Below are 21,877 nucleotides of genomic sequence, written 5' to 3'. Positions count from 1 at the left end.
GCGGAACGCCGCGGCGTCCCGCTTCTCTTTTTCTCTTCCTCTCTAAGGAAACGCACCCTTTCCGCCGCAAAGGCGTAGAATGGCATGAAGCGGGCGAGAGGAGGCGGGAGCATGGAGGAACGCGCGGAGCTTCAGCGGGGACTGCTTCAGTTGGACGGCTCGGTCTTCTTTCTCATCCTTTTGATCCTCTCCGTTCTCTTTTCCTTTTGGTCGCTGCTCATCCAGCGCGGTCAGGTCGCCGCCGCGCTTCGGGGCGGCGACGCGCAGTCCCTTCCCTCTCCCCTGCCCTTCAAGCGGGCCTCCTCGGCTCTGGTCATCGGCTCTCTGGGCTTTTTCTTTCGCCTGGCCCTGGGCACCCTGGAGAGGGCTCAGACGGGAGAAGATCCTTTGGCTCTGCGCTCCGCCCAGGTCAATATCCTGGCCTCCGTTTTGGTGCTGGGGGCCGCCCTGCTGCGCTTTTACGATCTTCTTCTGAACGAGTACCGCGAGCAGACGGGGACGCTGAGCCAGCTCCAATTCGATGAGATCGACGACCTTCCGCCCGTTTGACCGCCGACAAAGGAGTGAGACAATGGCATATTCCGATTTGGAGGCCCTGGCCCGCATCATCAAATGCGAGGCGGGGGGCGAGGGAGAAAATGGCATGAAGGCGGTGGCCTCGGTAGTGATGAACCGTGTGAACATTACATACGGCGAGTACGCCAAATATAAGACCGTCAAGCAGGTCATCTTCCAGCCCCGTCAGTTCGTCTGCGCCATGGAGACCGTGGGCGGGACATACAACGCCCAGAACATCTACAACATGAGCCTGGAGCAGATCCACTGGGACATCGCCGAGTGGGCCATGGCGGGCCACCGGCTGACCAACCTGGGCTCCGCCCTGTGGTTCTTCAATCCCTACAGCGACACCTGTAAACCTAATTTCCCATCCGCCGTGGGCTCCTTTGTAGTCCGCATCGGCGACCATTGCTTCTACAATCCCACCGCCGCATACGCGGACACTTGAAAGGGAGGCTATCCACATTATGGCAAGATTATATCCCAATCCCACACAGGATTCGTCTCTGGCCGCCGCGCTGAACGCCGCCGACCAAAGCACCATCACCACCCCGCCCCAGCAGGACTTCGATACCCCGGCCATGGAGGGCTCCATGCAGCAATTTCTCTCCGAAAACCTGGGCCAGTACGTGGTCATCGAGTTCCTGGTGGGCACCCAGACCCTCACCGCCAAGGCCGGCGTGCTCTTCGCCGTGGGCACCAGCGTTGTGACCCTCTACCAGGAGCTGAGCCAGACCTTTGTCACCTGCGACATTTTCTCCGTCAAGTTCGTCACCTTCTATCTGCCCGGACACCGGCCCTGGCATGTCAATAATCCCCTCTTTGGCCAGGGGGGCCAGACCGCCGTCAGTGGGGATGTAAGTCCCGCCACAGCCCCCGGCTTCGCCCCCGGGGTGGATATGAGCTACGGCATGGGCAGCGGCGTGGTCGGTCAGGACACCGCCCCCCTCCCCTGCCCGGGCCCTGGCTGTCCCACCCAGAACCTGGGTTGGGGCTGAAAAAGAGCCAAAAAGAGCCTCTTCCGTCACGGAAGAGGCTCTTTTTTCATCTTCAGATCAAAGCGCCGTCCACAAAACGGCTTTCCATCGGCCGCCCCCGTTTTTTCACTGCCGGGGCAGCCGGCGGTAGATCCCGGTCTCGTGCCGGAGCTTTTGGGCAAGCTCCCTGGTAAAGGCCCCGGGAAGGGCGCGCCATTTCCAATTCATTCCCAGGGTGGACGGTTCATTCATCCGGGCTTCATGCCCCAGACCCAGCAGATCCTGGGCGGTGACCACCGCCAGCTCCGCCGAGGAGGCCCAGATCCCCCGCATCAGGCCCCAGTGATAGCCCTCGGCCTCGGTCAGCTTCAGATAGTCCAGGGCGAAAGCCCGATCCTCCGGGGCGCAGGTTCCCAGCCAGCCCAGGGCGGTGTCATTGTCGTGGGTGCCCACATAGGCCACACAGCGCTTTCCATAGTTGTGGGGCAGATAGTCGCTTTCCTCCCGGCTGTCGAAGGCAAACTGGAGTACCTTCATACCGGGAAAGCCGGTGTCTCGGATGAGCTGATACACGCCCTCGGTGAGAAAACCCAGATCTTCGGCGATGATGTCCTGCTTTCCCAGCGCCCGCTCCACCGCCTGGAACAGCTTTATTCCCGGGCCCTGCCGCCAGTGGCCGTTGCGAGCGGTCTCCTCCCCGTAGGGGATGGCATAGTAGGCTTCAAAACCCCGGAAGTGGTCGATGCGCAGCACGTCGCAGAACCCCCGCTGGCGGCGGATCCGCTCGATCCACCAGCTGTAGCCGTCCCGCTCCATCCTCTCCCAGTCAAACAGGGGGGTGCCCCAGAGCTGGCCGTCCGCGGTGAAGCCGTCGGGGGGACAGCCGGAGACCTCCACAGGCCGCAGCTGGTCGTCCAGCTGGAACTGGTCGGGCCGGGCCCACACGTCGGCGGAGTCCAAAGGCACATAGATGGGCAGGTCGCCGATGAAGCGGATGCCCTTGTCGTTGGCGTACTTTTTCAGCGCCCTCCACTGGTGGAAGAAGAGGTACTGCACCCCCTGCCAGAAGGCCACCCCCTCCGCCAGACAGCGGCGGGATTCCTCCAGCGCGGCGCCCTGGCGGCTGCGAAGAGGCTCCGGCCACTCCCACCAGGGCTGTCCCTCATAGTGATCCTTCAGCGCCATGTAAAGGGCGTAGTCAGGCAGCCACGGGGCGTTCTCCGCCAGAAAGAGGGGGTAGTCCGCCGGCAGGTTTTCCCGCAGTCTCACTACCGCCTTGCGCAGGACAGGATAGCGTTTTTCGTACAGAAGCCCGTAATCCACGCTTTCGGGATCGTCCCCCCAGTCCACCGTCTGATACTCCGCGCCTTCCAGAAGACCCGCCTGTGCCAGCTCGTCCAGGTCGATGAGATAGGGGTTGCCGGCAAAGGTGGAGAAGCTCTGGTAGGGAGAATCGCCGTAGCTGGTCGGGCCCATAGGCAGAAGCTGCCAATAGGTCTGGCCGCTCCGGGCCAAAAAGTCGGCAAAGTCACGGGCCGCCTGGCCCATGGCGCCGATACCGTAGGGAGAGCTCAGGCTGGTCAGGTGCATCAACACACCGCTGCTTCGCATGGTCATCCATCCTGTCAATGAGAGTTTTCTTCCTTGCGTCCCACGCTCTCTCCCATGGAGAGGTAGAAGGGGACGATCTCGTGGACGGCGCAGCCGCCCTCGGCCTGGTTCAGGAGGATCTCCACTCCACGCCGGGCCAGTTGTTCCCAATTCTGGCAGACAGTGGCCAGCCGCGGAACGCAGTAGCCGGCCTGCTCGATGCCGTCGTAGCCCACCACCGACACGTCCTGGGGCACCCGGATCCCCTGGTCGTGGAGGGCCCGGATGGCGCCAATGGCCATCACGTCGGACATGGCGAAGATGGCGGTGAGGCCGGGGAACTGCTCCAGGAGCGTCACCGTGGCCTCATAGCCCCCCTCCATGGAATAGCGGGCGATGGCGGATTGGCGCTGAGGGTCGAAGGGCACCCCCCGCTGGGTGCAGGCCTGCTGGCAGCCCATCAGGCGCAGCTGGCTGGTGTTGCAGCCCATAACGGGGGCGGCCACACAGCTCTCGCCGCCGATGATCCCCACCTGCCGGTGGCCGGCGTCCAACAGGCAGCCCACGGCTTGAGAGGCCCCCTCCACGTCATCGGTAGAGACGCTGGAGAGGTTGGGAAAGCCCAGAGTATCCGCCCGGGTGGTCACCAGGACGCTGGGCAGGGTCACGTGTTCAAAAGAGCGCTTGAAGTTGTCCCGGTTGCCGCCCAGGAAGAGAAAGCCCAGGGGCTTTAGCTCCCGGCACACCCGCAGGGCCTGCTCCACCTCGTCATCATTCTCGTCCAGGTAATAGACCGCCGCGGGGCGGTGGTCGGCCTTCAAAAGCCGCTGGGCCTCCTCCAAAATACGGGCGAAGAGGAGGTTGCCCGCGCCCTTGACGATAATGGCCACCTCCCGGCTGCCCCGCTGTTTCAGGTGCCGGGCGGTGTCATTGGGGCGGAAGCCGGTCTCCGCCACCACGGCCAGGATGCGCTCCCGGGCCGCGTCGCTGACGTCGGGGTGGCCGTTGAGGACACGGGAGACCGTGCCCACGGCGTAGCCCGAGCGCTGGGCGATATCCTTGATGGTCATGGGCATGGCTCTCCCCCCTTTCGATGATCTTCGACTATTTTATCCCTTTACAGCGCCGGCGGCAACCCCTTTGATGATATACTTCTGTCCGGCCAGGTAGACGATGATGATGGGGATGATGGTGAGCATGATGCAGGCCATCATGGGGCCCATCTCCACCCGCCCGAAGGAGCCCCGGAAGCGCTGGATGAGCATGGGGATGGTCATATATTTCTTGATGTCCAATACCAGAGTGGGCAGCAGGTAGTCGTTCCACACCCACATGGCCTCCAGGATGCCCACGCTCACCAGGGTGGGCTTGAGCATGGGCAGGACGATGAGGAAGAAGGTCTGCACTGGATTGCACCCGTCGATCATGGAGGCCTCCTCCACCTCAAGGGGCACCGAGCGGACAAAGCCGCAGAACATGAACACCGCCAGGCCCGCGCCGAAGCCCAGGTAGATGACGCAGATGTTCCAGGGGGTGTTCAGCTTGAGCATGTCCGCCGTGGAGGACAGGGTGAACATGACCATCTGGAAGGGCACCACCATGGACAGTACAAAGAGAAAATAGAGAATTTTGCTCACCCAGCCCTTGACCCGGGTGATATACCATGCGCACATGGAGCAGCAGATCAGGATGAGGGCCACCGAGGTGAAGGTGATGAGCAGGCTATAGCCCAGGGCCTGTAAAAATCCCTGGGAGACGATGGCACTGACATAGTTCTGAACTCCCGCGAAGGTCTCCGCCGTGGGAAGAAGGAAGGCGGTGGAGGTGGTGATGGCGCGCTCGGTCTTCAGGGTGTTCATCAGGATCATGAACACCGGGTAGACCCAGGCGACACTCAGCGCTGTGAGCAGGGCGATCAAAAGGCCGTTGACGGCGGTTTTCTTTTTTGTCATTACTGCTGCACCTCCCGGGAACGGGTGGCCTTGAGCTGGAGCATGGAGATGGCCACTACCAGAATACAGAACAGAACTGCTTTGGCCTGGCCCATGCCCTTCCACTGGGGGCCGGAGCGGGCGTAGAAGGTATTATAGATATTGTAGGCCAGCATCTCGGTGGCGTGGTTGGGCTCGCCGGCGGTGAGGGCCAGGTTCTGGTCGAAGAGCTTGAAGCCGTTGGTGAGGGTGAGGAAGGTGCAGATGGTGATGGAGGGCATCACCATAGGCAGCTTCACCCGCAGCAGGGTCTGAAGGGGGGTAGCCCCGTCGATCTGGGCCGCCTCGGTCAGGTCGTCGGGCACCGCCTGGAGCCCGGCGATATAGATGATCATCATATAGCCGATCTGCTGCCAGCACATGAGGATGATGAGGCCCCAGTAGCCCGCCGTGGCGTTCAGCGCCAGCAGGGGCTTACCCACAAGGGACAGCACACAGTTGATGAGGATCTGCCAGATATAGCCCAGCACGATGCCGCCGATGAGGTTGGGCATAAAGAACACGGTGCGGAAGATGTTGGTTCCCTTCAGGTTCTTCGTCAGCATCAGCGCGAAAAGGAAGGCGATGACGTTGATGAGCACCACCGACACCACTGTAAAGGCTACGGTAAACCAGAAGGAATCCAGAAACTGGCTGTCGCCGAAAGCCCGGATATAGTTGCCGAAGCCTATGAACTTGGCGTCCCGCACGGTGGTGAACTGGCACAGGGACAGGTACGCGCCCTCAACAAAGGGGTAGATGAAGCCGATGGCAAAAGCCAGGAATGTGGGCAGGATAAACAAGGGAGACCAGCGTTTCAGCGCTCGTTCCATAGCGGTAAGCCACCTCCATATCTCAAATTCCTCCCCCGCCGGGGGGGAAGGGCTCTCTTTTCAAAAAGGAGCGGGCAGACGCCCGCCCCTTTTCCTTTTTTATTTGATTTGTGCCCGAGGGGCTCAGCCGTTGGCCAGCTTGTACTCGGCGGCCCAGTTGTCCACGAAGGCGGAGACCACGGCGGCCCAGTTGGCATCGGTCTGGTCGGCGGCGTAAGCCGTCAGGGCGGAGCCCAGAACATTCTTCCACTCCTCGGAGGGCATGGTGGTGAAGTTCCAGGACACGGGAGTCTTGCCGGCGGCGGTGAGCTCGGCGTCCTGCTTGACAAAGAGGTTCTCCGACTCCTTGGCGGCCTTGAAGGGGATGACAAAGCCCATATCGCTGGCCATGGAGGTGGTGCCCTCGTCGGAGGTGACGCACCAGTACATGAAGTCCAGGGTGGCCTGAATGTCCTCGGCCTTGGCGTTCTTGTTGACGCACCAGTAGTTCTCGGTGCCGGTGCACAGGCCCTGCTTGGCCTCGTCGCCGGCGCCCACGTACAGGGGGATCATGGCCAGGCTGTCGTCGCCCAGGCTCTTCACGTCGCCGTAGGCCCAGGTGCCGTTCTGGTAGAAGACAGCCTCGCCGTTCACGAACTCGGCCACGGCGTCATCGCCGGTCTTGGCGGACAGATCCTTGGGATCGCAGGTGGCGTTGTTGATATAGAGATCCCACATCTGGCGGTAGTTATCCAGGAAGGAGCCCTTGATGGCCTCGGTGGAGCCGATGCCGTCGGCCTGGTACTCAAAATAGATGGGCAGGTTGGCCAGGTGGGTCTTAAAGCGCCAGTCAGAGGAGCCGTCCATACCGGCGGAGGTAAAGGCGGCAAAGCCCAGCTCATCCTTCCGGGCGGTGATGTCCTCGGCCACCTTCTTCAGATCGGCAAAACTCTGGATGTCGGAGGTCTTGTAGCCCGCCTGCTCCAGCAGCTTGGTGTTGGTAATGAGGCCATAGGTCTCGATGACGTAACCAATGCCGGCCACCTCGTCGCCGTTTTTCAGGGTGAAGTCCTCGCTGGTGAGCTCGCCCAGCACCTTGGAGCCGGTGAGGTCGTAGCAGTAATCCTTCCAGTTGTTCAGACCCACGGGGCCGTTGACCTGGAACATGGTGGGGGCCTCGCTCTTGCCGATCTCGGCCATCAGGGTGGTCTCGTACTGGCCGGAGGCGGCAGTGACCACGGTGACGGGCACACCGGTCTTCTCGGTGTAGGTCTGGGCCAGGGCCTGCCAGTCCTTGTCCTGCTCGGGCTTGAAGTTCAGATAGTAGACGCTGCCCTTGCCGTCGCCGCTTCCGACGGCGGGCTTATCTCCGCCGCCGCAGCCGGCCAGAAGGCCGAGGGTCATGGCGCCGGTGAGCGCCAGTGCGAGCCAACTCTTTTTCATTGTGTGTTCCTCCTTCAAAATGTATGTGATGTGCTTTCGGTCGAATTTTCTGGAAACGTTTCCAGCTTTTCTGATTCATACTATACAACATCCGGCCAAGGAAGGCAAGGATTTTTGGGCCATATCACACAAATTTGTAGGCTTTATGAAAAACCAGCCTGCAAAATTGTCAAATATCACGAAAGATTCTCCCGCTGTCCCCTTGCCTTTTGAAGCTGGAAACGTTACAATGGTTTTATTCTTTCCAGGGCTTTCAGCTCCGGGATCTCAAGGAGGCGGGCGACATGGCAAACAAGCATGAGAAGGCCCCCGGAAGCCGTCAGGGCTTTCGCTGGTATCTCACTGTCCTGGCGCAGAACTTTCCCGATTGGGTGGGACTGAATTTTGTTTTCCTGCTCACCTGTCTGCCCATTTTCACCCTTGGGCCCGCCCTGTCGGCCATGGGATATGTGATGGAGCAGCTGGCAAAGGACGCGCCGGTCAAGTTGCTGCGCGCCTATTGCTCTACCTTCCGCAGTCGGTTTCTGTCCAAAATGGCCTGGGGCCTTCTGTTTTTGAGCCTGAACATCCTTTTGGCCACCGCCGTCTGGTACTACCTCGACCTGGGCGGGATCTTCACCGCCCTGTCGGGGCTTGGATTTGCTGGGCTGATCCTCCTTTGGGGGGTGGGACTTCACCTCTTCCCCGCCCTCACCTGGCCGGAGGCCTCCCTTCGGTGCGCCTGGCTGGACTTTCTCTCCACGCTGCCCAAAAGTGTTTTGGCCGTCGTTTTGGCTCTCGGACTGCTGGGTGCTCAAGTCTTACTCTTCCCCGCTGTCGTCCCTCTTACTCTTACCGCAGGGGCCGTTCTGCCCGGCCTGCTCCTGGTCTTTCCCCGGCGACAGGAATAAAAAAGCCTCCTTTTCGGGATTGACGGGGGCTTCAAAATATGATAGACTTCTGAGTTGCAAAGCAGCTGTAGAGCAGCTCCGTTTAAGGCGAAATAATTTCATATGCTGCTGTGGCTCAGTTGGTAGAGCAGCTGATTCGTAATCAGCAGGTCAGTGGCTGTCCGTAAGGGGACATTCCTCCACTCCGCAAATTCAACAATTTTATACGCTACTGTGGCTCAGTTGGTAGAGCAGCTGATTCGTAATCAGCAGGTCGCCGGTTCAAGTCCGGCCAGTAGCTCCAAAAATAGAGCATTCCCGCTTTTCATATCCTCGAAAAGCGGGAATGCTTTGTTTTGGAAAACTCAACGATGGTAAATCATATTCTCCCCAAGGAGAAAAAGGGATTTTACAATTTTCTATTTAATCGAAAGCATAATTCCGTCCACATTTATTTTGTCCTTTAACAGTCCAAGTGCATCGTCAAACCGCTCATTAATAGCTTTGCCAACCCGACTGCAACCGCACTGCCCCGCAAAGGCGTGATAGAGCCCAGTCTTATCTGCCGTTACATTTTGACGAAGCAGTTCGAGCAGCCCAGAAGCTAACTCCTCCAAGCAGATATCTTTGATGTCACGCTTCAAATCGTTAGAAGGTGTTCGGAACGGGCACTCACTCTGCCCCTCCAGATATAAAAAGCCATCCCGACGAATGATCCCATCCCGACGACACCCTTGCATTAGTTGCTCGTAGGTCCGTTGAACAACGCTCGTCACTTTCTCTCGGCCAAAGTATATAACCGTGCGCTTTAAAAGCAGATCCTCTGAAAGAGGGGCCTCTATTTCCAAAATGGCCTTCACCATACCCTTAAAGTTATTTGGTAAATACCGTTTGGATAGAGCGGGGATATCGGCTATTTTGTATTGTTGAAACTTAAAATCATTGGCAGTTGATACGGTCTCAAAAATCTCAGCGGCGGATTCTTCTATATCCAGCATAGGCTGGACTACTGAGGTGGGAGCCTTTACCGCCTGTTTTGCCGCCCCCAACAAGCGCTCCTTTTCCACTCTCTTGTTTTTGAACCAGTCCGTGGACCAAATGCGGTAAAATTTCCAGCCCATACGCTCCAAGATCTCTTGACGGAGGCGATCCCGATCACGGGCATTTTTTGATGAATGATAGGTAGCTCCATCACATTCAATCGCCAAGACATAATCCGAACTTCCTGACCGACGTAAACCAAGATCTATGCGGAATCCAGAACAACCGACCTGCATATCTACTTCAAATCCATTGTCCCGCAGGAAATCGCAAACTTCCATTTCAAACTCGGAATCAAATTGTTCAAAAGGGCTGATTGAGACCGCTCGCTCCAAGGCAATAGTGCCATTCTCGGCATAGTCCAGATACGCCCGCAACAATGTAACTCCAGTTGACGATGTACGGCTCAGGTCAATGTCCGTATAATGCATGGAGGATACCAACTGCACATTGCACTTTGCTCGGGTGACCGCAACATTCAGTCGGCGTTCACCGCCGACCCGATTCAGAGGGCCAAAATTATGGAGCAGGCGCCCTTGAGAGTCAATGCCATATGCAACGCTGAATATGATAGTATCCCGTTCATCGCCCTGCACCGTTTCAAGGTTTTTGATAAAAAATGGTTCCTTGCGCTCTCCTTTGAAAAAGCCCTCCATATCCGGATTTTCTTGACGTCGCTTTGACAGGAGGTTATCGATCAGTTCCTGCTGTGCTACGCTGAACGCCACTACGCCAAGGCTTCTGCCCGGATACTCTTGAATATGCTTAAAAATGAGATCAACAACAAATTCTGCTTCCTTTCGGTTTGTATGACTTTTGCGGTCAAATATTCCATCCACATGGTAATAGTCTACACCCACGCCATGTGTATCTGCTGTTGCGGAGGGAAATGTAACCAAATCCCCGTCATAAAAATTGCGGTTAGAGAAAGCAATCAGCTGCTCATACCGGCTACGATAATGCCACCGCAAGCGCATTTGCGGCATAGTGGTGGAGCACATATCAAGGATGGATTCAAAATCCGTCACATCGCCAATCTCTTCATCTGGTGAGTCATCCTCCACAGTTGCAGAGAAAAAGTTGCTGGGCGGCATTTGCTTGGAATCGCCCACCACGATGAGCTGTTTAGCGCGATATATAGCGCCCACCGCATCCTGGGGGAATATCTGCGACGCCTCGTCAAAAATCACTGTATCAAAATGTATGATATCTGGATCCAGAAACGTACTGACGCTCAATGGCGACATCATAAAGCAAGGCTTTATGATCTGGATAAGCTCCCCGGTCTCCGCCAGCAAGGTACGGATATTCTTTTGCCGTCTTTTCTTCTCTCCCTCACGGAGCAAAATAGAAACAGCACTACCAGATGAAACCATATCAAGAGACGGTCTTTGGGCTGAGAGCTTCTGGCGGATTTGTGCTTTGCTAATGTCGAACTGCGTAGTGTCTTTTTGTGAGAATGTAACCACAGCTCTGTCCTGAATCACCCGATTGAAATCAGCCAAGGCAGGTGTAGTGGCAATAATGCAGTCGATCCATTGATGCAAAAATGCTCGCTTATATGCGGTGACCATATTCTTCGCCTCATAATTTTGCGAGATCACATAGTCAACAAAGGACAGCAATCCAACATCTCGCAGTTGAGCCAACAACGTGCGGAATCTACACCAGTTATCAATTTTATCGGCATCGCAGTGACAGGCTTCGAGCTTGGCAAGAGCCTCTTGATCCTGGACAGTACGCAAATCAAAAATCTCGTTATCAAACGCTGCCGCAAGCCGATCATACCAGTCGCCAAACAGATCAAGGCAAGCAGAAAGCCTCTTCGCAAGATTTTCAAAAGTCGGCTGTTCGGCCTGAAATTCCGACAGAGAAAGCTCTGCCAACCGACCATAGTCGTGCTTTCCATTTATGATGGCCCCCATCTGGTCAAGTTGCTCTTCAACGTGCGCCCAGTCTCCCTGAAGGCCGGTATATCCCGGTCCCAGGCCTCCCTTGGCCGAGACCTCAAGTGCTTCAAACGCTTGGGTCTTTTCCTGATATTCCGAAAGTTTCCGGGTAAGGGCTACGGCATCCTGATATGACAGTTTGCCATCGCTCCGCTTGCAAACCTGGAGATTCGCAACTGTCTGCCGATATTCCTGATTGAATAGGCGAGAAAAGAAACTACCAAACTGTGTTGTGAGCTTTTTACAGTATTCCGCTCCATCAATTTGGTAAATGTCCTGACCATATACAGCATCAAGACTCGTTTGGATCTCGTGGATCTCTGCACTTAAGGCCGCCATCCTGCGCAGGGCATCTACCAGATTGGGGTCTTTCAAGAATGCAGGTGTAATGATATCTGAGGTCACTACAAATGACAAGAAATCTCGCCAATATCGTGCGCTGTCAATCCCTTCCAATGCTACACCATACTTGGTGGCCAGTTCGTCAGAAAGCAAAATGAGAGTTTGAAAAAACTTTATCGATTCCTGCAAATCACTCTTAACTTGAATTGTGGTTTGGTAGGAGGTATCTTGGTTCTTATATCCATACCACGGGTTTTTGTGGTAGTCATAGCCCACTGAAGGGAGATAATCTACATACTGCTCCAAAAATTCAATCGCCGAAGTTAAATAGTTTGCACCCTTGTCCTCAATCGCAGGAACCTGAAATTCGAGTTCCGGGACATGTCGACAGGCGGAGTGTTCCTCATAGAGCTGATAAAGGCTTCTTTCGATTCCCGGTCTTTGCTTATGTAGCTCCTCGGCATAAAGGTCAAGTTGCCTTTGTGCCTTCTCTTTGGTCGTAACTTCTTCATCTGCCTTGGTTGAAACGGTTGTTTTGTCCAGGCGTAATGTACGGCACAGCTCGGCAATTACGCCTTTCCGATTTGCCTTATAACTATGAAGTTCCAGGCAGAAATCATTCAAGCCAGCCTGCCTCAGCTTGTCATACACAACAGTTAAAGCAGCCTGCTTTTCAGAAACGAACAAAACCTTCTTCCCGTCGTTCAAGCACTCAGCAATAATATTTGTGATAGTTTGGCTTTTTCCAGTCCCCGGAGGGCCCTGCAAGACAAAGCTCACTCCAGATTTCGCCATCTCGATGGCCTCGATTTGGCTGGAGTCCGCATCGACGACACTATGAAGTTGGATCAAGGCACCTCCATAGTCCAGTGCTTCTTCATCAAAACTACTTTCGGCGTTGTCACGCTCAACCTGCTCGCCAAGCAAGGTCCTAATATTTCTATTCTTCAAGATGGCAGCTGCATGATCCTTCAGATCGCGATACATATTCATTTTCAGGAAGGAAAACAGCCCGATTTTACACTCTCTCGTCACAGCCCAGCCCAATTTTCCGACCAGCTCTGCAACCTTATCCAAATAGCTGTCAAGGCCCTCGTCCTCATACTCTGGAAGGCGAATCCCGTGTTCAGCGTTCATCCTATAGGAGAATGTGGGGTTTACTGCTATTTCATCGGAAGATACAACAATATGGTAGGGTGCAATGGCAGTTTCCCTGCTAAATTGAACCGGCGCCAAAAGAATAGGTGCCCTATATTCATATTGAGAAGAATTGCTCTCCTTCCAGTGAATAAAGCCAAATGCCATATATGCGACATTAACGCCAGTTTCCTCAATAGCAGATTGAGCCTTCTTGTCAATATTCTGTAAAGTGCGAATGGGGCTTGGTCCAAGGCTGTATAGCAACATTTGGCTTGCTTTTTTCAACATAGGGCTGTAGGTTTGAAGATAATCTTCACGGCTTAGTTTTGTCTCTCTTTCGCCGTCTTCAGGAGAACGCTGTTCGTCCTCATCGTCAAAGGTAATGAGGCCAGGATCATAGACCTCCAAGTCCCCAGAACCATTGGCCTTCTCCCATATGGTATCAGGGGCCGGAGCAACAACTTCAACAGTGGATGCCTTTGTATCTCTAAAGTTGATCAGATTGTTGCGCTTACCCGTATCTAAAAGCAGTTCAGCCCAACGATCCAATTTTTTGTTATCCATCAACTCGTCCCCCAATTTTTCATTGCAAAGATTTGACCCTCCGCATCAATGGTGCAGGTTCATATTTTGTAATTCTACTTGCCAAGCTATTATACCATAAGTTCGATAAAGTTTCCATCTTCATCTTTTTCTTCCCCAATTTGTCGCAAACAGTCTTCCACTGTGATTTTCCCCTCCAAATAATCATCTCTCGCCTTGGTTGCCCTGTCCAGCCACTCATAGTATTCAGCGTAGCTCAGATCCTTCTCCGAGGGCTTCTGGTTGATCTTATTTGCCGCCCGCTCGTAGCGCTTGTACATTTTCCGCTTGGCCCGGTCAAAAGCCTCGATGACCTCGTTCCTCCGAGCAGCCAGCTTGTGCTTCAGGATCGGCCCCCACTCCTTACAAGTCTTGCCATCCTTCAGAATACGGTCACAGTACAGCGTTTTCTTTTTCGTCTTGGGAATAAAATATCTGCCGCAGCACTGGCACAGAGACACATTTGGCTTGTCCGCCACAAAATGCAGAAGAAGAAAATGGTAGTAGTCCACCGCCGAACGGAAATGGTATCGTGTAGTCAAACCATCCCCCTCCAGTGTTAAGACCTCCGTCACCGGCATCTCCCACAGGCCCTCGTACTTCTTTGGTTCAAGCGGTGTCTTCTCGCAAAGGTCATGCAGCACCTCATTGACCACGAACTGAAACTGCATCACTCCGGTCAACAGAGCAACCAGCTCCTGCCCGGTGCGAATCGGATACATGGCAGTTCCATCGTCCGTCGTGATCTGATCTTCGATCTGGGTGCGAAGCAGCGTGCCATACAGAGGAGACTCTTTCTCCATGGTGGTCACCAGGTCGATCACGGTGTCCGCCATGAACTGAAACTCCTTCATGTCGACCTCTCCATAATGACCTTCATCCTGCACCATAATGCTCCCCGCACAATTGCGGACCAGGTCTACCACCAGAGCATACGGCTCAAAGTTCAACTCAGAAAATAAAATCAACTCATCCTGGATCGTTGTATCCTCCAAGGGGACCTTGCCGGCCGACCCGGTGAGGTCTCTTTTTATCTGCCCATCCGGGAGCAGAGAAAGATACAGCCCATATTCCGATGCCATATCGTCCCTCCTTTTTGTCTGCAAGCGAACTTTTGAAAAATCGCCAACATCACTTTCAGATTTCAAAAAGCATTCCTCCTCTGTATTCTAACACAGGCAGAGGCCAATGCCAACCACATCGCAAAGGAGGTTTTCTCTTGAATCAAAAGCTCAACACCATTGACGGCGTCACACTGATGGCCAAGCCCTTCGTGCCGCTGCCCTTTATCGTGGACACGCTGCTCTCCCAGGGACTCCACATCCTGGCCGGGTCGCCCAAGGTGGGCAAGTCCTGGCTGGCCCTGTGGCTCAGCGTACAGGTCGCCAAAGGCGAAAGCGTCTGGGGCAGGCCAGCGAAGCAGGGCACTACCCTCTATCTCTGTCTGGAGGACTCCCAGCTCCGTATCCAAAACCGGCTGCTGGACATTACCGAGGACGCGCCGCCCACCGTTCACTTCTCCACCGAGGCCGCTCTGCTGGGCCGTGGACTGGAACAGCAACTCAAAGCCTTCCTTGCAGAACACCCGGACACCGTCCTGGTCATCATCGACACCCTCCAGATGATCCGGGGAACCAACTCTATGCCAATGACTACCGAGACCTCTCTGTCCTCAAGCGGCTGGCCGACGCTCACGGCATCGCCGTCCTGCTCATCCATCATCTACGCAAGGAACCCGCCGAGGATGTGTTCAGCCGCATCTCCGGCACCACCGCCATCAGCGGCGCGGTGGATTCCAGCTTCACGCTGGTGGAGGATCGGCGGGGCAGCCGCAGAGCCACCCTCTACTGTGTAGGCCGGGACATTGAGTACCGGGAGATGGGGCTGGAGCGGAACGCCGAAAACGTATGGGAGCTGGTATCGGACTCCTACACTCAGCCACTGCTTCTGGAGGAGCGGGTCGTGTTTCTCCTCTCTGAATTTCTGCGGAATAAAGCAAGCTGGATCGGCACTCCCACCGAGTTGGCCAAGCGTATCGACCCTGACGGTGCGGAGGGCGTCACGCCCAAGACCGTCTCCCGGAAGATCCTCCAAAGCGCTGCGGCACTTACGGAACAAGGCATCACCGCCATCGTCCGCAGGAGTAACGGCAAGCGGCTCATCGAGCTCCACCGTGCCGAAAGTGACGCTGAACAAGCCCCCGGAACCGTTGACCCTATCGCCCCTGGGACTCAAGTCAGGGATGCGGACGCTCACCCTTGGGTGAGGCAAGCATAGCCCCCGGCTATACGCCGGATGCGGTCGGGGCGCTGCCCCGTGCCCCAGCCCCCAGAGGGGGAGAAAGGAAAAACATGCGCAGAGAAAAACGCAAGACCGAGATCGTCACCATCCGAATGACGCCCACCATGAAAAGTCTCGTCCAACACCTGGCCCGGGGTGCCGGGATGACGGTCACCGACTACATGACCGTCTGTGCGTTGGGCAAAGAGATCGTCCGGGTGGATGGCCTGGATGCTGTGCTGAGCGAGTTGAAGGCTCAGGGGCGGAACCTAAACCAGCTCACCACTCTGGCCAACATGGGCAAGTTGAAAATCCTCCGAGGTGATGACCTGGTGGATGGCTATGCCAAGCTCTACCAGCAGATCAGCCAACTTTCCAAGGAGGTGCGATGATGGCAACCTTCACCGCGATCAAAAACAAGGCTCAAAGCGGTAGCTCGCTACATCGGGTGCTGGCCTATGCGGCGCAGGAGAAGAAAACCGCATGGAAAGACCACCGACTGGTGACTGGTCACAACTGCGTTGCCCAGTCTGCCTACGATGAGATGATGACCACCAAGCGGCGGTTCCAGAAATCCGATGGCAGGATGTTCTATCAGTTCGTCCAGTCCTTCTCTCCAGCGGAAGACGTCACCCCAGAAGAAGTCCACACCATCGGGCTGGAGTTGGCCCAACGGCTGTTCCCGGAGTTTGAAGTGGTGGTGGCCACCCATGTGGACGCAGACCACCTCCACAACCACCTCATCGTCAACAGCGTCAGCTGGAAGGATGGCCGCAAGCTGCACCAAAACGCCGCGGACCTCCAACGGCAGCGCCAGATCAGCGACCAGATATGTCGCACCCACGGTCTGCAAGTACTGGAGTCACCCAAAAGGCACGTCCAGGATAAGAAGATGCGCCCCGGTGAGTACCGCTCGGCGGTCCGGGGTGAGAGTTGGAAATTCCAGCTCATGAACACCATCGACCTGTGTATGAGGAGGGCTAAACGCCGGGAGGACTTCATCCGGGAGATGGAACAGCGGGGCTACCAGGTGCGGTGGGAACCCACCCGGCAGGCCATCACCTATACTACTCCCAAAGGGAAGAAGTGCCGGGATAACCGTCTCCACGAGGACAAATACCGAAAGGAGGTCATGGAGCGTGAGTTTAGGATCCGAGCAGAAATGCTCCATCGAAGAATTGAAGGAGAGGAACTTGCCGCCAGAGCGACATCCTATGGGGGAGGAATGGAACGACCTGTTGGCGATCCTCAGCACCCTGTACCGTCTGACGGCGAGCCAGTCCGACATATTGAAGAACAGCCTCGCTACCATGCAGGCAGTGCATGCCCAGGCGGAGGCGCTGACCAAGGAAGCGGCAACGATCCATCAGCTGCTGGAGCGACAGGAACAGGCTGGGAGGAAGAAAGGCTGGCGGCCTTCTCTGCCGAAGCTACACCTGCCCACACCCAGTCTGGCATGGCTGTGGGCCATCCCGATCCTGGTGGGATTGTACGCTCTGTGGCCGCTCTGGGCCATGCTCTGGAGCGTAGCCAGCGCCTTGCTCCAGCCGCATCCATGACTGGCTACGACGACCGCAAGGCCCTCTCCCAAGAGCGGAAGAAGAAAATTTCTATGGGCCACAAGGCAGATGACCACGAAGAACAGCAAACCTGGCAGCAGAAAATGTAAAGGAGGTACCAGCCGATGTTTCTATTCGAGGACAGCATGATCGCCCACAGCCAGACCATCCGCGGCGTTCGGTATATCACCACCAGCTACTACGGCGGCAGCAGGGATGTGTTTCAGAAGATGGGCGACCTCATCACCGCTTCCCTCACCTCGTCTATTCCGCCCAAAGTTACGAAGGATTCTTTGGTGGGTTCTGGTATAGCTTTGGGCAAGGATTAGGGGTATTGTCTGTGGCTAAGGAGGAATCAAGCATGAGCAAAGAAATTGCCGCCATCTACTGTCGGCTCAGTCAGGACGACGGCAGCGTTGGGGAATCCGGGAGCATCCAGACCCAAAAGGCCATCCTCACCCAATACTGTGAGGAACAGCACATCACCATCGGTGGGTACTACTGTGACGATGGCTGGAGCGGCACCAACTTCGAGCGGCCTGACTTCAAGCGGATGATCGACGACATCGAGACTGGGCGCATCAACACGGTTATCGTCAAAGACCTCTCCCGGTTCGGTCGAGAGTACGCCGAGATGGGGATGTACATCGAGCACTACTTTGAGGAAAAGGGCATCCGGTTCCTCTCTCTGGCGGAGAACATCGACTCCCAAAAGGGCCTGGACAGCCTGGTGCTCCCCTTTACCAATGTGATCAACTCCTTCTATGCCCGGCAGGCTTCCAGTAAGACCAAGGCCGCCCATCGGGCCAGAGCCAAGGCCGGAATGTATCTGGGCAGCCACGCCCCCTTCGGCTATGTCAAAGACCCCGCCGACCGGCATCACCTCATCGTAGACCCACCCGCCGCCGATGTGGTGCGGGACATCTTCCAGATGTTCGCCGAGGGCGTGGGCTATGTGCGGATGACCAAGATTCTCCGGGAGCGTGGCATCCTCAATCCCCAGGCATACTTCAACCAGAATAACCCCGACTACTTCAAAAGCGAGTACTGGCGTAAGCCCTATGATTGGCACGCCACCTCCATCCGGGCCATCCTCAATAACCGGGTCTACCTGGGGCAGCTCGTGTTCGGGCGCACCAAACTCAAAGGTTTCTTTGACAAGACTCGCATCCCCGCCCCGGAGGAGGAATGGATCATCACCGAGAACACCCATGAACCCCTGGTCACCCAGGAGCTGTGGGACACCGTCCACCAGATGATGAAAGCCCGACGGCGGGAGAACGGCAGCCATGAGGTCCAGCCCTTCGCCGGGCTGGTCAAGTGCGCCGACTGCGGCTCTTCCCTCAATCTTAGCTATGACGGCAAACGAGGCCGCTACACCGGCTTCTCCTGCTGGGTCTACAAAAACTACGGCAAAAGCCGTTGCACCTCCCACGCCATCGGCTGGAAAACGCTCAACACCCTGGTGCTGGAGGATATCCGCCGCAACGCCCAGTGGGCAACCGTGGCGGAGCTGGACTACGCCCAGATGCTCCTGGCCGCCAAGCAAGCCCAGCAACAGCAGAACACCGAGCGACAAAGGAGGGAGCTCAAACGAGTGGAGAAACGCCTGGGCGAGTTGGAGAAGGTCTCCAATAAGCTCTATGAGGACCGGGCGCTGGAAAAGATCACCGAGGAGCGGTATCAGTCCATGATGCCCAGCTACGAGCAGGAGCGGGTTGCCCTTCTGGAAGCACAAAAAACGCTGGCGGAAGCCATCTCCGCCAGCGAACAGATCTATGACGATGTGGAGGCTTTCCTCCCGCTGGTCAGGCAATATACCGACCTCAAAGAACTCAACGCCCGCATCCTCAATGAGCTTATTGAAAAGATCGTAGTGCACGAAAAGGAACGCAGCGATGACGGTGCCATCACTCAGCAGGTAGATATTTACTATAAGTTCATTGGGTACATCGACCCGGCGGTCATGCTGAATGGGGCCATCTCCCCTGCCGAAAGTTCAGATGATGCTAAGCCTATGGCGATTATTACCTAATAAAGCATGAAAAAGATTGCACTATTTCGACCACCCTGATATAATAAGGGTGGTCAATCTTTTCAGGAGGTGCTGTGATATGCTGAAACTGGAAATGAAATTGGACATTGAGCGCATTGAACAAGCACAAAAATATACGCCCCAGACGATTCAGTCCTCTGTGGACAACGCCTTTGGGAAATATGGTTTCCGCAAGGAAACCCAGTCCGATGGCACTGTCTGCTACTATGGCACTGGCGCCGCCAAGGACTACGGCATCTTTGGACGGCTTATCACCACTTTGAAAGACAAGGATTGGTTCATGCCCTATGTGGCAAAGTGGCTGTGGTACAACAGCGATGACGGCGAGGACGAAAATGACTTTTCCGTGGAGGATGTACTGCTTCACTACGCTGGCCGAGAGAGCGCAGCCTGATGACCCGGCGTGAGGCAAAGCACCTGAAGGCGCTTTATTTTGACCTTCGCATCAAAGATTTGAAGACGCATTACTCCCAGACCAACCCCAAGGGAGCCTATGCCCTGATCCAGCGGTTTCTGACATCCCATGATTTCTCCCACGAGCAGTATTCTGGCTATCATTCCAAGCACAAGACCACCGACCTGGAGATCTTTGATCTGATCCGGGAGATGAGCGATACCTTCCCTTGGCTCCAGCACTGTGTCAGCCATTTCGAAGTCACCAATGTGGGTGCCAATCATGATTTGATGGATTTATTTGTGTCCGAGATTAGTGAACCGATTAACTTATAGCGGTAATGAAAACATTATGGAGCCGATTTTGATAATCCGGTCATAAGTGGCTATTACGGCTTGTCATTTCAAAAAGAGACCGAAGCAAACAAACTTTTGTACTTCATAGTTTTGGAACAGCGAGGATAAACAGCCTCTTATATGCGTATGCTGACTCAAAGAGAGGTGCATATTGCATATGAAATACTTGGTACATGGTATTACACCTATTCGCAAAGATAGGGCAACAGATATATATGAAATTCTGCTTTGGAAAAAAACTGCCATAATTTGTGTTTGTATTCCTAAATGGATTGGCATGAAGGAAACCAGGATTATTCAAATTGAAGGAGAGCACTTTTCAACAGATGATTTTGTAAGGAGATATTCAACAATGGAAGCAAAGGAAAATCCCAATATCGAAGAAATTAAGTCCGAAATCGAAGATGATTACTCAGATGATTCTCTGTTTAACATCTCATCTTGGGGCGCAGATCTTTCTTTTAGAGAGCTTATTTCAATGTATGAAGACGATGAATTACTGAAACCCGAACTGCAGCGCAAATATGTATGGGACAAAACAGAGGCCAGCAGATTTATTGAGTCAATCCTACTGGGGCTTCCAGTCCCAAGTATTTTTCTTGCCCAGTCCGGAAGTCAGAAGCTGATTGTAGACGGATATCAAAGGATCATGACCGTTTATGATTATGTTAAGAGAGGTGTTTTTTCTGCAGATGGAAAAGCTTTTAAACTATCTAATTCTGAGAAAATAAACCAAAGGTGGCGCAACAAATCCTTTGTTGAATTGTCTACCGATGACCAACGAAAAATTCGGAGTACCACAATCCATGCAATTGTTTTTGAACAGAAGAAACCCGAAAACGATGATACGAGTTTATATCAAATTTTTGAACGCATTAATACAAGCGGCCGCAGCCTCACTCCTCAGGAAATTCGCAATTGCGTCTATCAAGGAACATTTAATTCCTTGCTTTTCGAACTCAACGAAAACACAACATGGAGAAAACTGTTTGGAGCAGTTGTACCAGACAGCAGAATGCGAGATCTCGAGTATATTCTCAGATTCTTTGTAATGAAAACAGAAGACATCTTAAAGAGTGATGCCAAACAGATTTCTCTCAAAAAGTCACTGAACTCCTTTATGGATAATCACAGAAATGATACTGCGGAGGATATAAGCAAATTTAGATCTGAGTTTTTGCACACGGTAGAAGCAGTCAACAGTTCAGTTGGAGAAAAGGCCTTTAGAAATCTCGCAAAAAATGGATTTTCCAAGAAATTTCATCCAGCTATCTTTGATGCAATCATGGTGTCAGCTTTTCTAATAAGCAAAAAAGGGCATGATATTAGCGCAGTGTCATTGGAGCAACATCAAACTCTATTGAGCAATGAACAGTTTAAGGAAGCAGTTAGTAAACGAACAACTGATATCGATAACATAAGGAAAAGAATACAGTTGGCTGGTGCAATTCTCTTTGGAGTTGACATCAATGAAGAGTGAATTGCAAGATTTAATTGACGAGTGCACTACAGAAATCAATGATATTGATGCGCTTATTGCCGATATGCCTCCTTTGTCCAAGCAAATACGATACCTCACCTGCTATGCTCTTATAAAAGCCTCTGGAACGGCTGAGTTTGTGTATCGTTCGATTGTTGTTGATTACTTTTCCAAATTATCAGACAGTCGAATTGATACATATCTCGATACAGCCGTCAGAAAAGGTTCTATGAGTGCAAAGTATGAGATGATGTGTGGCCTATTGGGCAAGTTCGATGAGCAGTGGCAAAAAAGTTTCAAATGTGCGGTCAACAAACACCCAAATAAGCAAAAGATTATTGATGCCTCTAATTCGTTAGTTCAGAATAGACATGATTTTGCCCATGGAAAAGCTCCGACAGCTACGTTCATAGATATCAAAAACTATTACTTTGATGTTTTAGAACTCATTAAAATTTTCGACTCTGTAGTGTGTTAAT

General features: G+C 54.2%; 21 protein-coding genes and 1 tRNA gene. 15 read left to right on the top strand and 7 right to left on the bottom strand.

What is annotated here, in order from left to right:
• Positions 1-111: 111 nt before the first annotated feature.
• The 3 genes from NFR87_RS08430 to NFR87_RS08420 are packed head-to-tail and all read left to right on the top strand — an operon-like array spanning position 112 to position 1,556.
• The gene (locus NFR87_RS08430) at positions 112-549 is read left to right on the top strand and encodes a hypothetical protein (RefSeq protein ID WP_251448920.1); all 438 of its coding nucleotides are present in this window, start codon (positions 112-114) and stop codon (positions 547-549) included.
• Between the two features lie 22 nt (positions 550-571).
• Entirely contained in the window at positions 572-1,006 is a 435-nt protein-coding gene (locus NFR87_RS08425; RefSeq protein ID WP_251448919.1) for a cell wall hydrolase, read from the top strand.
• 19 nt (positions 1,007-1,025) lie between these two features.
• Positions 1,026-1,556 carry a hypothetical protein gene (locus tag NFR87_RS08420; RefSeq protein WP_251448917.1) on the top strand — a complete coding sequence of 177 codons (531 nt, stop codon included), beginning with the start codon at positions 1,026-1,028 and terminating at the stop codon, positions 1,554-1,556.
• Positions 1,557-1,661: 105 nt separating this feature from the next.
• Here the strand turns inward: NFR87_RS08420 and malQ are convergent, their stop codons facing one another.
• From malQ to NFR87_RS08395, 5 genes are all read right to left on the bottom strand, one after another.
• A complete protein-coding gene (gene malQ / locus NFR87_RS08415) occupies positions 1,662-3,152 on the bottom strand; it encodes a 4-alpha-glucanotransferase (RefSeq protein ID WP_420910709.1) in 1,491 nt (496 codons plus the stop codon).
• A gap of 8 nt (positions 3,153-3,160) precedes the next feature.
• Positions 3,161-4,201: a LacI family DNA-binding transcriptional regulator gene (locus NFR87_RS08410; protein ID WP_338147048.1), complete on the bottom strand. Its 1,041-nt coding sequence runs from the start codon at positions 4,199-4,201 to the stop codon at positions 3,161-3,163.
• Between the two features lie 33 nt (positions 4,202-4,234).
• The gene (locus tag NFR87_RS08405; RefSeq protein ID WP_251448913.1) at positions 4,235-5,077 is read right to left on the bottom strand and encodes a carbohydrate ABC transporter permease; all 843 of its coding nucleotides are present in this window, start codon (positions 5,075-5,077) and stop codon (positions 4,235-4,237) included.
• Positions 5,077-5,928 carry a carbohydrate ABC transporter permease gene (locus NFR87_RS08400; protein WP_251448911.1) on the bottom strand — a complete coding sequence of 284 codons (852 nt, stop codon included), beginning with the start codon at positions 5,926-5,928 and terminating at the stop codon, positions 5,077-5,079. Before NFR87_RS08400 ends, NFR87_RS08405 begins: the two co-directional genes overlap by 1 nt.
• 123 nt (positions 5,929-6,051) lie before the next feature.
• Entirely contained in the window at positions 6,052-7,350 is a 1,299-nt protein-coding gene (locus tag NFR87_RS08395; protein ID WP_251448910.1) for an ABC transporter substrate-binding protein, read from the bottom strand.
• Positions 7,351-7,634: 284 nt separating this feature from the next.
• On the opposite strand from NFR87_RS08395, the gene NFR87_RS08390 reads away from it, so the two are divergent.
• Both NFR87_RS08390 and NFR87_RS08385 read left to right on the top strand, forming a co-directional pair.
• Positions 7,635-8,240, top strand: a complete 606-nt coding sequence (locus NFR87_RS08390; protein ID WP_251448908.1) for a DUF624 domain-containing protein — start codon at positions 7,635-7,637, stop codon at positions 8,238-8,240.
• A 207-nt stretch (positions 8,241-8,447) separates the two neighbouring features.
• Positions 8,448-8,523: transfer RNA gene (locus tag NFR87_RS08385), tRNA-Thr, on the top strand.
• A 115-nt stretch (positions 8,524-8,638) separates the two neighbouring features.
• On the opposite strand, the gene NFR87_RS08380 is transcribed toward NFR87_RS08385, so the two are convergent.
• Both NFR87_RS08380 and NFR87_RS08375 read right to left on the bottom strand, forming a co-directional pair.
• Positions 8,639-13,255 (bottom strand): DUF4011 domain-containing protein, encoded by a 4,617-nt coding sequence (locus NFR87_RS08380; RefSeq protein ID WP_251448906.1) that lies wholly within the window; start codon positions 13,253-13,255, stop codon positions 8,639-8,641.
• Positions 13,256-13,344: 89 nt separating this feature from the next.
• Positions 13,345-14,421 carry a DUF6076 domain-containing protein gene (locus NFR87_RS08375; protein ID WP_251448904.1) on the bottom strand — a complete coding sequence of 359 codons (1,077 nt, stop codon included), beginning with the start codon at positions 14,419-14,421 and terminating at the stop codon, positions 13,345-13,347.
• A 71-nt stretch (positions 14,422-14,492) separates the two neighbouring features.
• Here NFR87_RS08375 and NFR87_RS08370 point away from each other — a divergent pair, with 71 nt between their 5' ends.
• From NFR87_RS08370 to NFR87_RS08325, 10 genes are all read left to right on the top strand, one after another.
• A complete protein-coding gene (locus NFR87_RS08370; protein WP_251448902.1) occupies positions 14,493-15,128 on the top strand; it encodes an AAA family ATPase in 636 nt (211 codons plus the stop codon).
• Positions 15,020-15,550: a hypothetical protein gene (locus tag NFR87_RS08365; protein ID WP_251448900.1), complete on the top strand. Its 531-nt coding sequence runs from the start codon at positions 15,020-15,022 to the stop codon at positions 15,548-15,550. The genes NFR87_RS08370 and NFR87_RS08365 overlap by 109 nt, the downstream gene beginning before the upstream one ends.
• Positions 15,551-15,624: 74 nt before the next feature.
• Positions 15,625-15,945, top strand: a complete 321-nt coding sequence (locus tag NFR87_RS08360) for a plasmid mobilization protein (RefSeq protein WP_251448898.1) — start codon at positions 15,625-15,627, stop codon at positions 15,943-15,945.
• Positions 15,945-17,222, top strand: coding sequence for a relaxase/mobilization nuclease domain-containing protein (locus NFR87_RS08355; RefSeq protein WP_251448896.1), 1,278 nt, complete (start codon positions 15,945-15,947; stop codon positions 17,220-17,222). Before NFR87_RS08360 ends, NFR87_RS08355 begins: the two co-directional genes overlap by 1 nt.
• A gap of 15 nt (positions 17,223-17,237) precedes the next feature.
• Complete coding sequence (locus NFR87_RS08350; protein ID WP_251448894.1) at positions 17,238-17,441, top strand: hypothetical protein; 204 nt, start codon at positions 17,238-17,240, stop codon at positions 17,439-17,441.
• A gap of 32 nt (positions 17,442-17,473) precedes the next feature.
• Entirely contained in the window at positions 17,474-19,147 is a 1,674-nt protein-coding gene (locus NFR87_RS08345) for a recombinase family protein (RefSeq protein ID WP_251448892.1), read from the top strand.
• 79 nt (positions 19,148-19,226) lie between these two features.
• Positions 19,227-19,562, top strand: a complete 336-nt coding sequence (locus tag NFR87_RS08340) for a hypothetical protein (RefSeq protein WP_251448890.1) — start codon at positions 19,227-19,229, stop codon at positions 19,560-19,562.
• Positions 19,562-19,897 (top strand): VapD family protein, encoded by a 336-nt coding sequence (gene vapD / locus NFR87_RS08335; RefSeq protein WP_251448888.1) that lies wholly within the window; start codon positions 19,562-19,564, stop codon positions 19,895-19,897. The genes NFR87_RS08340 and vapD overlap by 1 nt, the downstream gene beginning before the upstream one ends.
• A gap of 178 nt (positions 19,898-20,075) precedes the next feature.
• A complete protein-coding gene (locus NFR87_RS08330) occupies positions 20,076-21,398 on the top strand; it encodes a DUF262 domain-containing protein (protein WP_251448886.1) in 1,323 nt (440 codons plus the stop codon).
• Positions 21,388-21,876, top strand: a complete 489-nt coding sequence (locus NFR87_RS08325; protein WP_251448884.1) for a HEPN domain-containing protein — start codon at positions 21,388-21,390, stop codon at positions 21,874-21,876. The genes NFR87_RS08330 and NFR87_RS08325 overlap by 11 nt, the downstream gene beginning before the upstream one ends.
• The last annotated feature ends 1 nt before the right edge of the window (position 21,877 follow it).

The organism is Vermiculatibacterium agrestimuris (genome assembly GCF_943193085.1).
GTDB classification, from domain to species: domain Bacteria; phylum Bacillota; class Clostridia; order Oscillospirales; family Oscillospiraceae; genus Vermiculatibacterium; species Vermiculatibacterium agrestimuris.
Note: the sequence above shows the minus strand (reverse complement) of the source record. Positions and strands in the feature narration are given on the sequence as shown.

What these genes read in the sequence shown, in the direction of transcription:
- NFR87_RS08430 (WP_251448920.1), top strand. Translation starts at nt 112, where the DNA reads ATGGAGGAACGCGCGGAGCTTCAGCGGGGACTGCTTCAGTTGGACGGC.
- NFR87_RS08425 (WP_251448919.1), top strand. Translation starts at nt 572, where the DNA reads ATGGCATATTCCGATTTGGAGGCCCTGGCCCGCATCATCAAATGCGAG.
- NFR87_RS08420 (WP_251448917.1), top strand. Translation starts at nt 1,026, where the DNA reads ATGGCAAGATTATATCCCAATCCCACACAGGATTCGTCTCTGGCCGCC.
- malQ (WP_420910709.1), bottom strand. Translation starts at nt 3,152, where the DNA reads ATGACCATGCGAAGCAGCGGTGTGTTGATGCACCTGACCAGCCTGAGC.
- NFR87_RS08410 (WP_338147048.1), bottom strand. Translation starts at nt 4,201, where the DNA reads ATGCCCATGACCATCAAGGATATCGCCCAGCGCTCGGGCTACGCCGTG.
- NFR87_RS08405 (WP_251448913.1), bottom strand. Translation starts at nt 5,077, where the DNA reads ATGACAAAAAAGAAAACCGCCGTCAACGGCCTTTTGATCGCCCTGCTC.
- NFR87_RS08400 (WP_251448911.1), bottom strand. Translation starts at nt 5,928, where the DNA reads ATGGAACGAGCGCTGAAACGCTGGTCTCCCTTGTTTATCCTGCCCACA.
- NFR87_RS08395 (WP_251448910.1), bottom strand. Translation starts at nt 7,350, where the DNA reads ATGAAAAAGAGTTGGCTCGCACTGGCGCTCACCGGCGCCATGACCCTC.
- NFR87_RS08390 (WP_251448908.1), top strand. Translation starts at nt 7,635, where the DNA reads ATGGCAAACAAGCATGAGAAGGCCCCCGGAAGCCGTCAGGGCTTTCGC.
- NFR87_RS08380 (WP_251448906.1), bottom strand. Translation starts at nt 13,255, where the DNA reads ATGGATAACAAAAAATTGGATCGTTGGGCTGAACTGCTTTTAGATACG.
- NFR87_RS08360 (WP_251448898.1), top strand. Translation starts at nt 15,625, where the DNA reads ATGCGCAGAGAAAAACGCAAGACCGAGATCGTCACCATCCGAATGACG.
- NFR87_RS08355 (WP_251448896.1), top strand. Translation starts at nt 15,945, where the DNA reads ATGGCAACCTTCACCGCGATCAAAAACAAGGCTCAAAGCGGTAGCTCG.
- NFR87_RS08350 (WP_251448894.1), top strand. Translation starts at nt 17,238, where the DNA reads ATGTTTCTATTCGAGGACAGCATGATCGCCCACAGCCAGACCATCCGC.
- NFR87_RS08345 (WP_251448892.1), top strand. Translation starts at nt 17,474, where the DNA reads ATGAGCAAAGAAATTGCCGCCATCTACTGTCGGCTCAGTCAGGACGAC.
- NFR87_RS08340 (WP_251448890.1), top strand. Translation starts at nt 19,227, where the DNA reads ATGCTGAAACTGGAAATGAAATTGGACATTGAGCGCATTGAACAAGCA.
- vapD (WP_251448888.1), top strand. Translation starts at nt 19,562, where the DNA reads ATGACCCGGCGTGAGGCAAAGCACCTGAAGGCGCTTTATTTTGACCTT.
- NFR87_RS08330 (WP_251448886.1), top strand. Translation starts at nt 20,076, where the DNA reads ATGAAATACTTGGTACATGGTATTACACCTATTCGCAAAGATAGGGCA.
- NFR87_RS08325 (WP_251448884.1), top strand. Translation starts at nt 21,388, where the DNA reads ATGAAGAGTGAATTGCAAGATTTAATTGACGAGTGCACTACAGAAATC.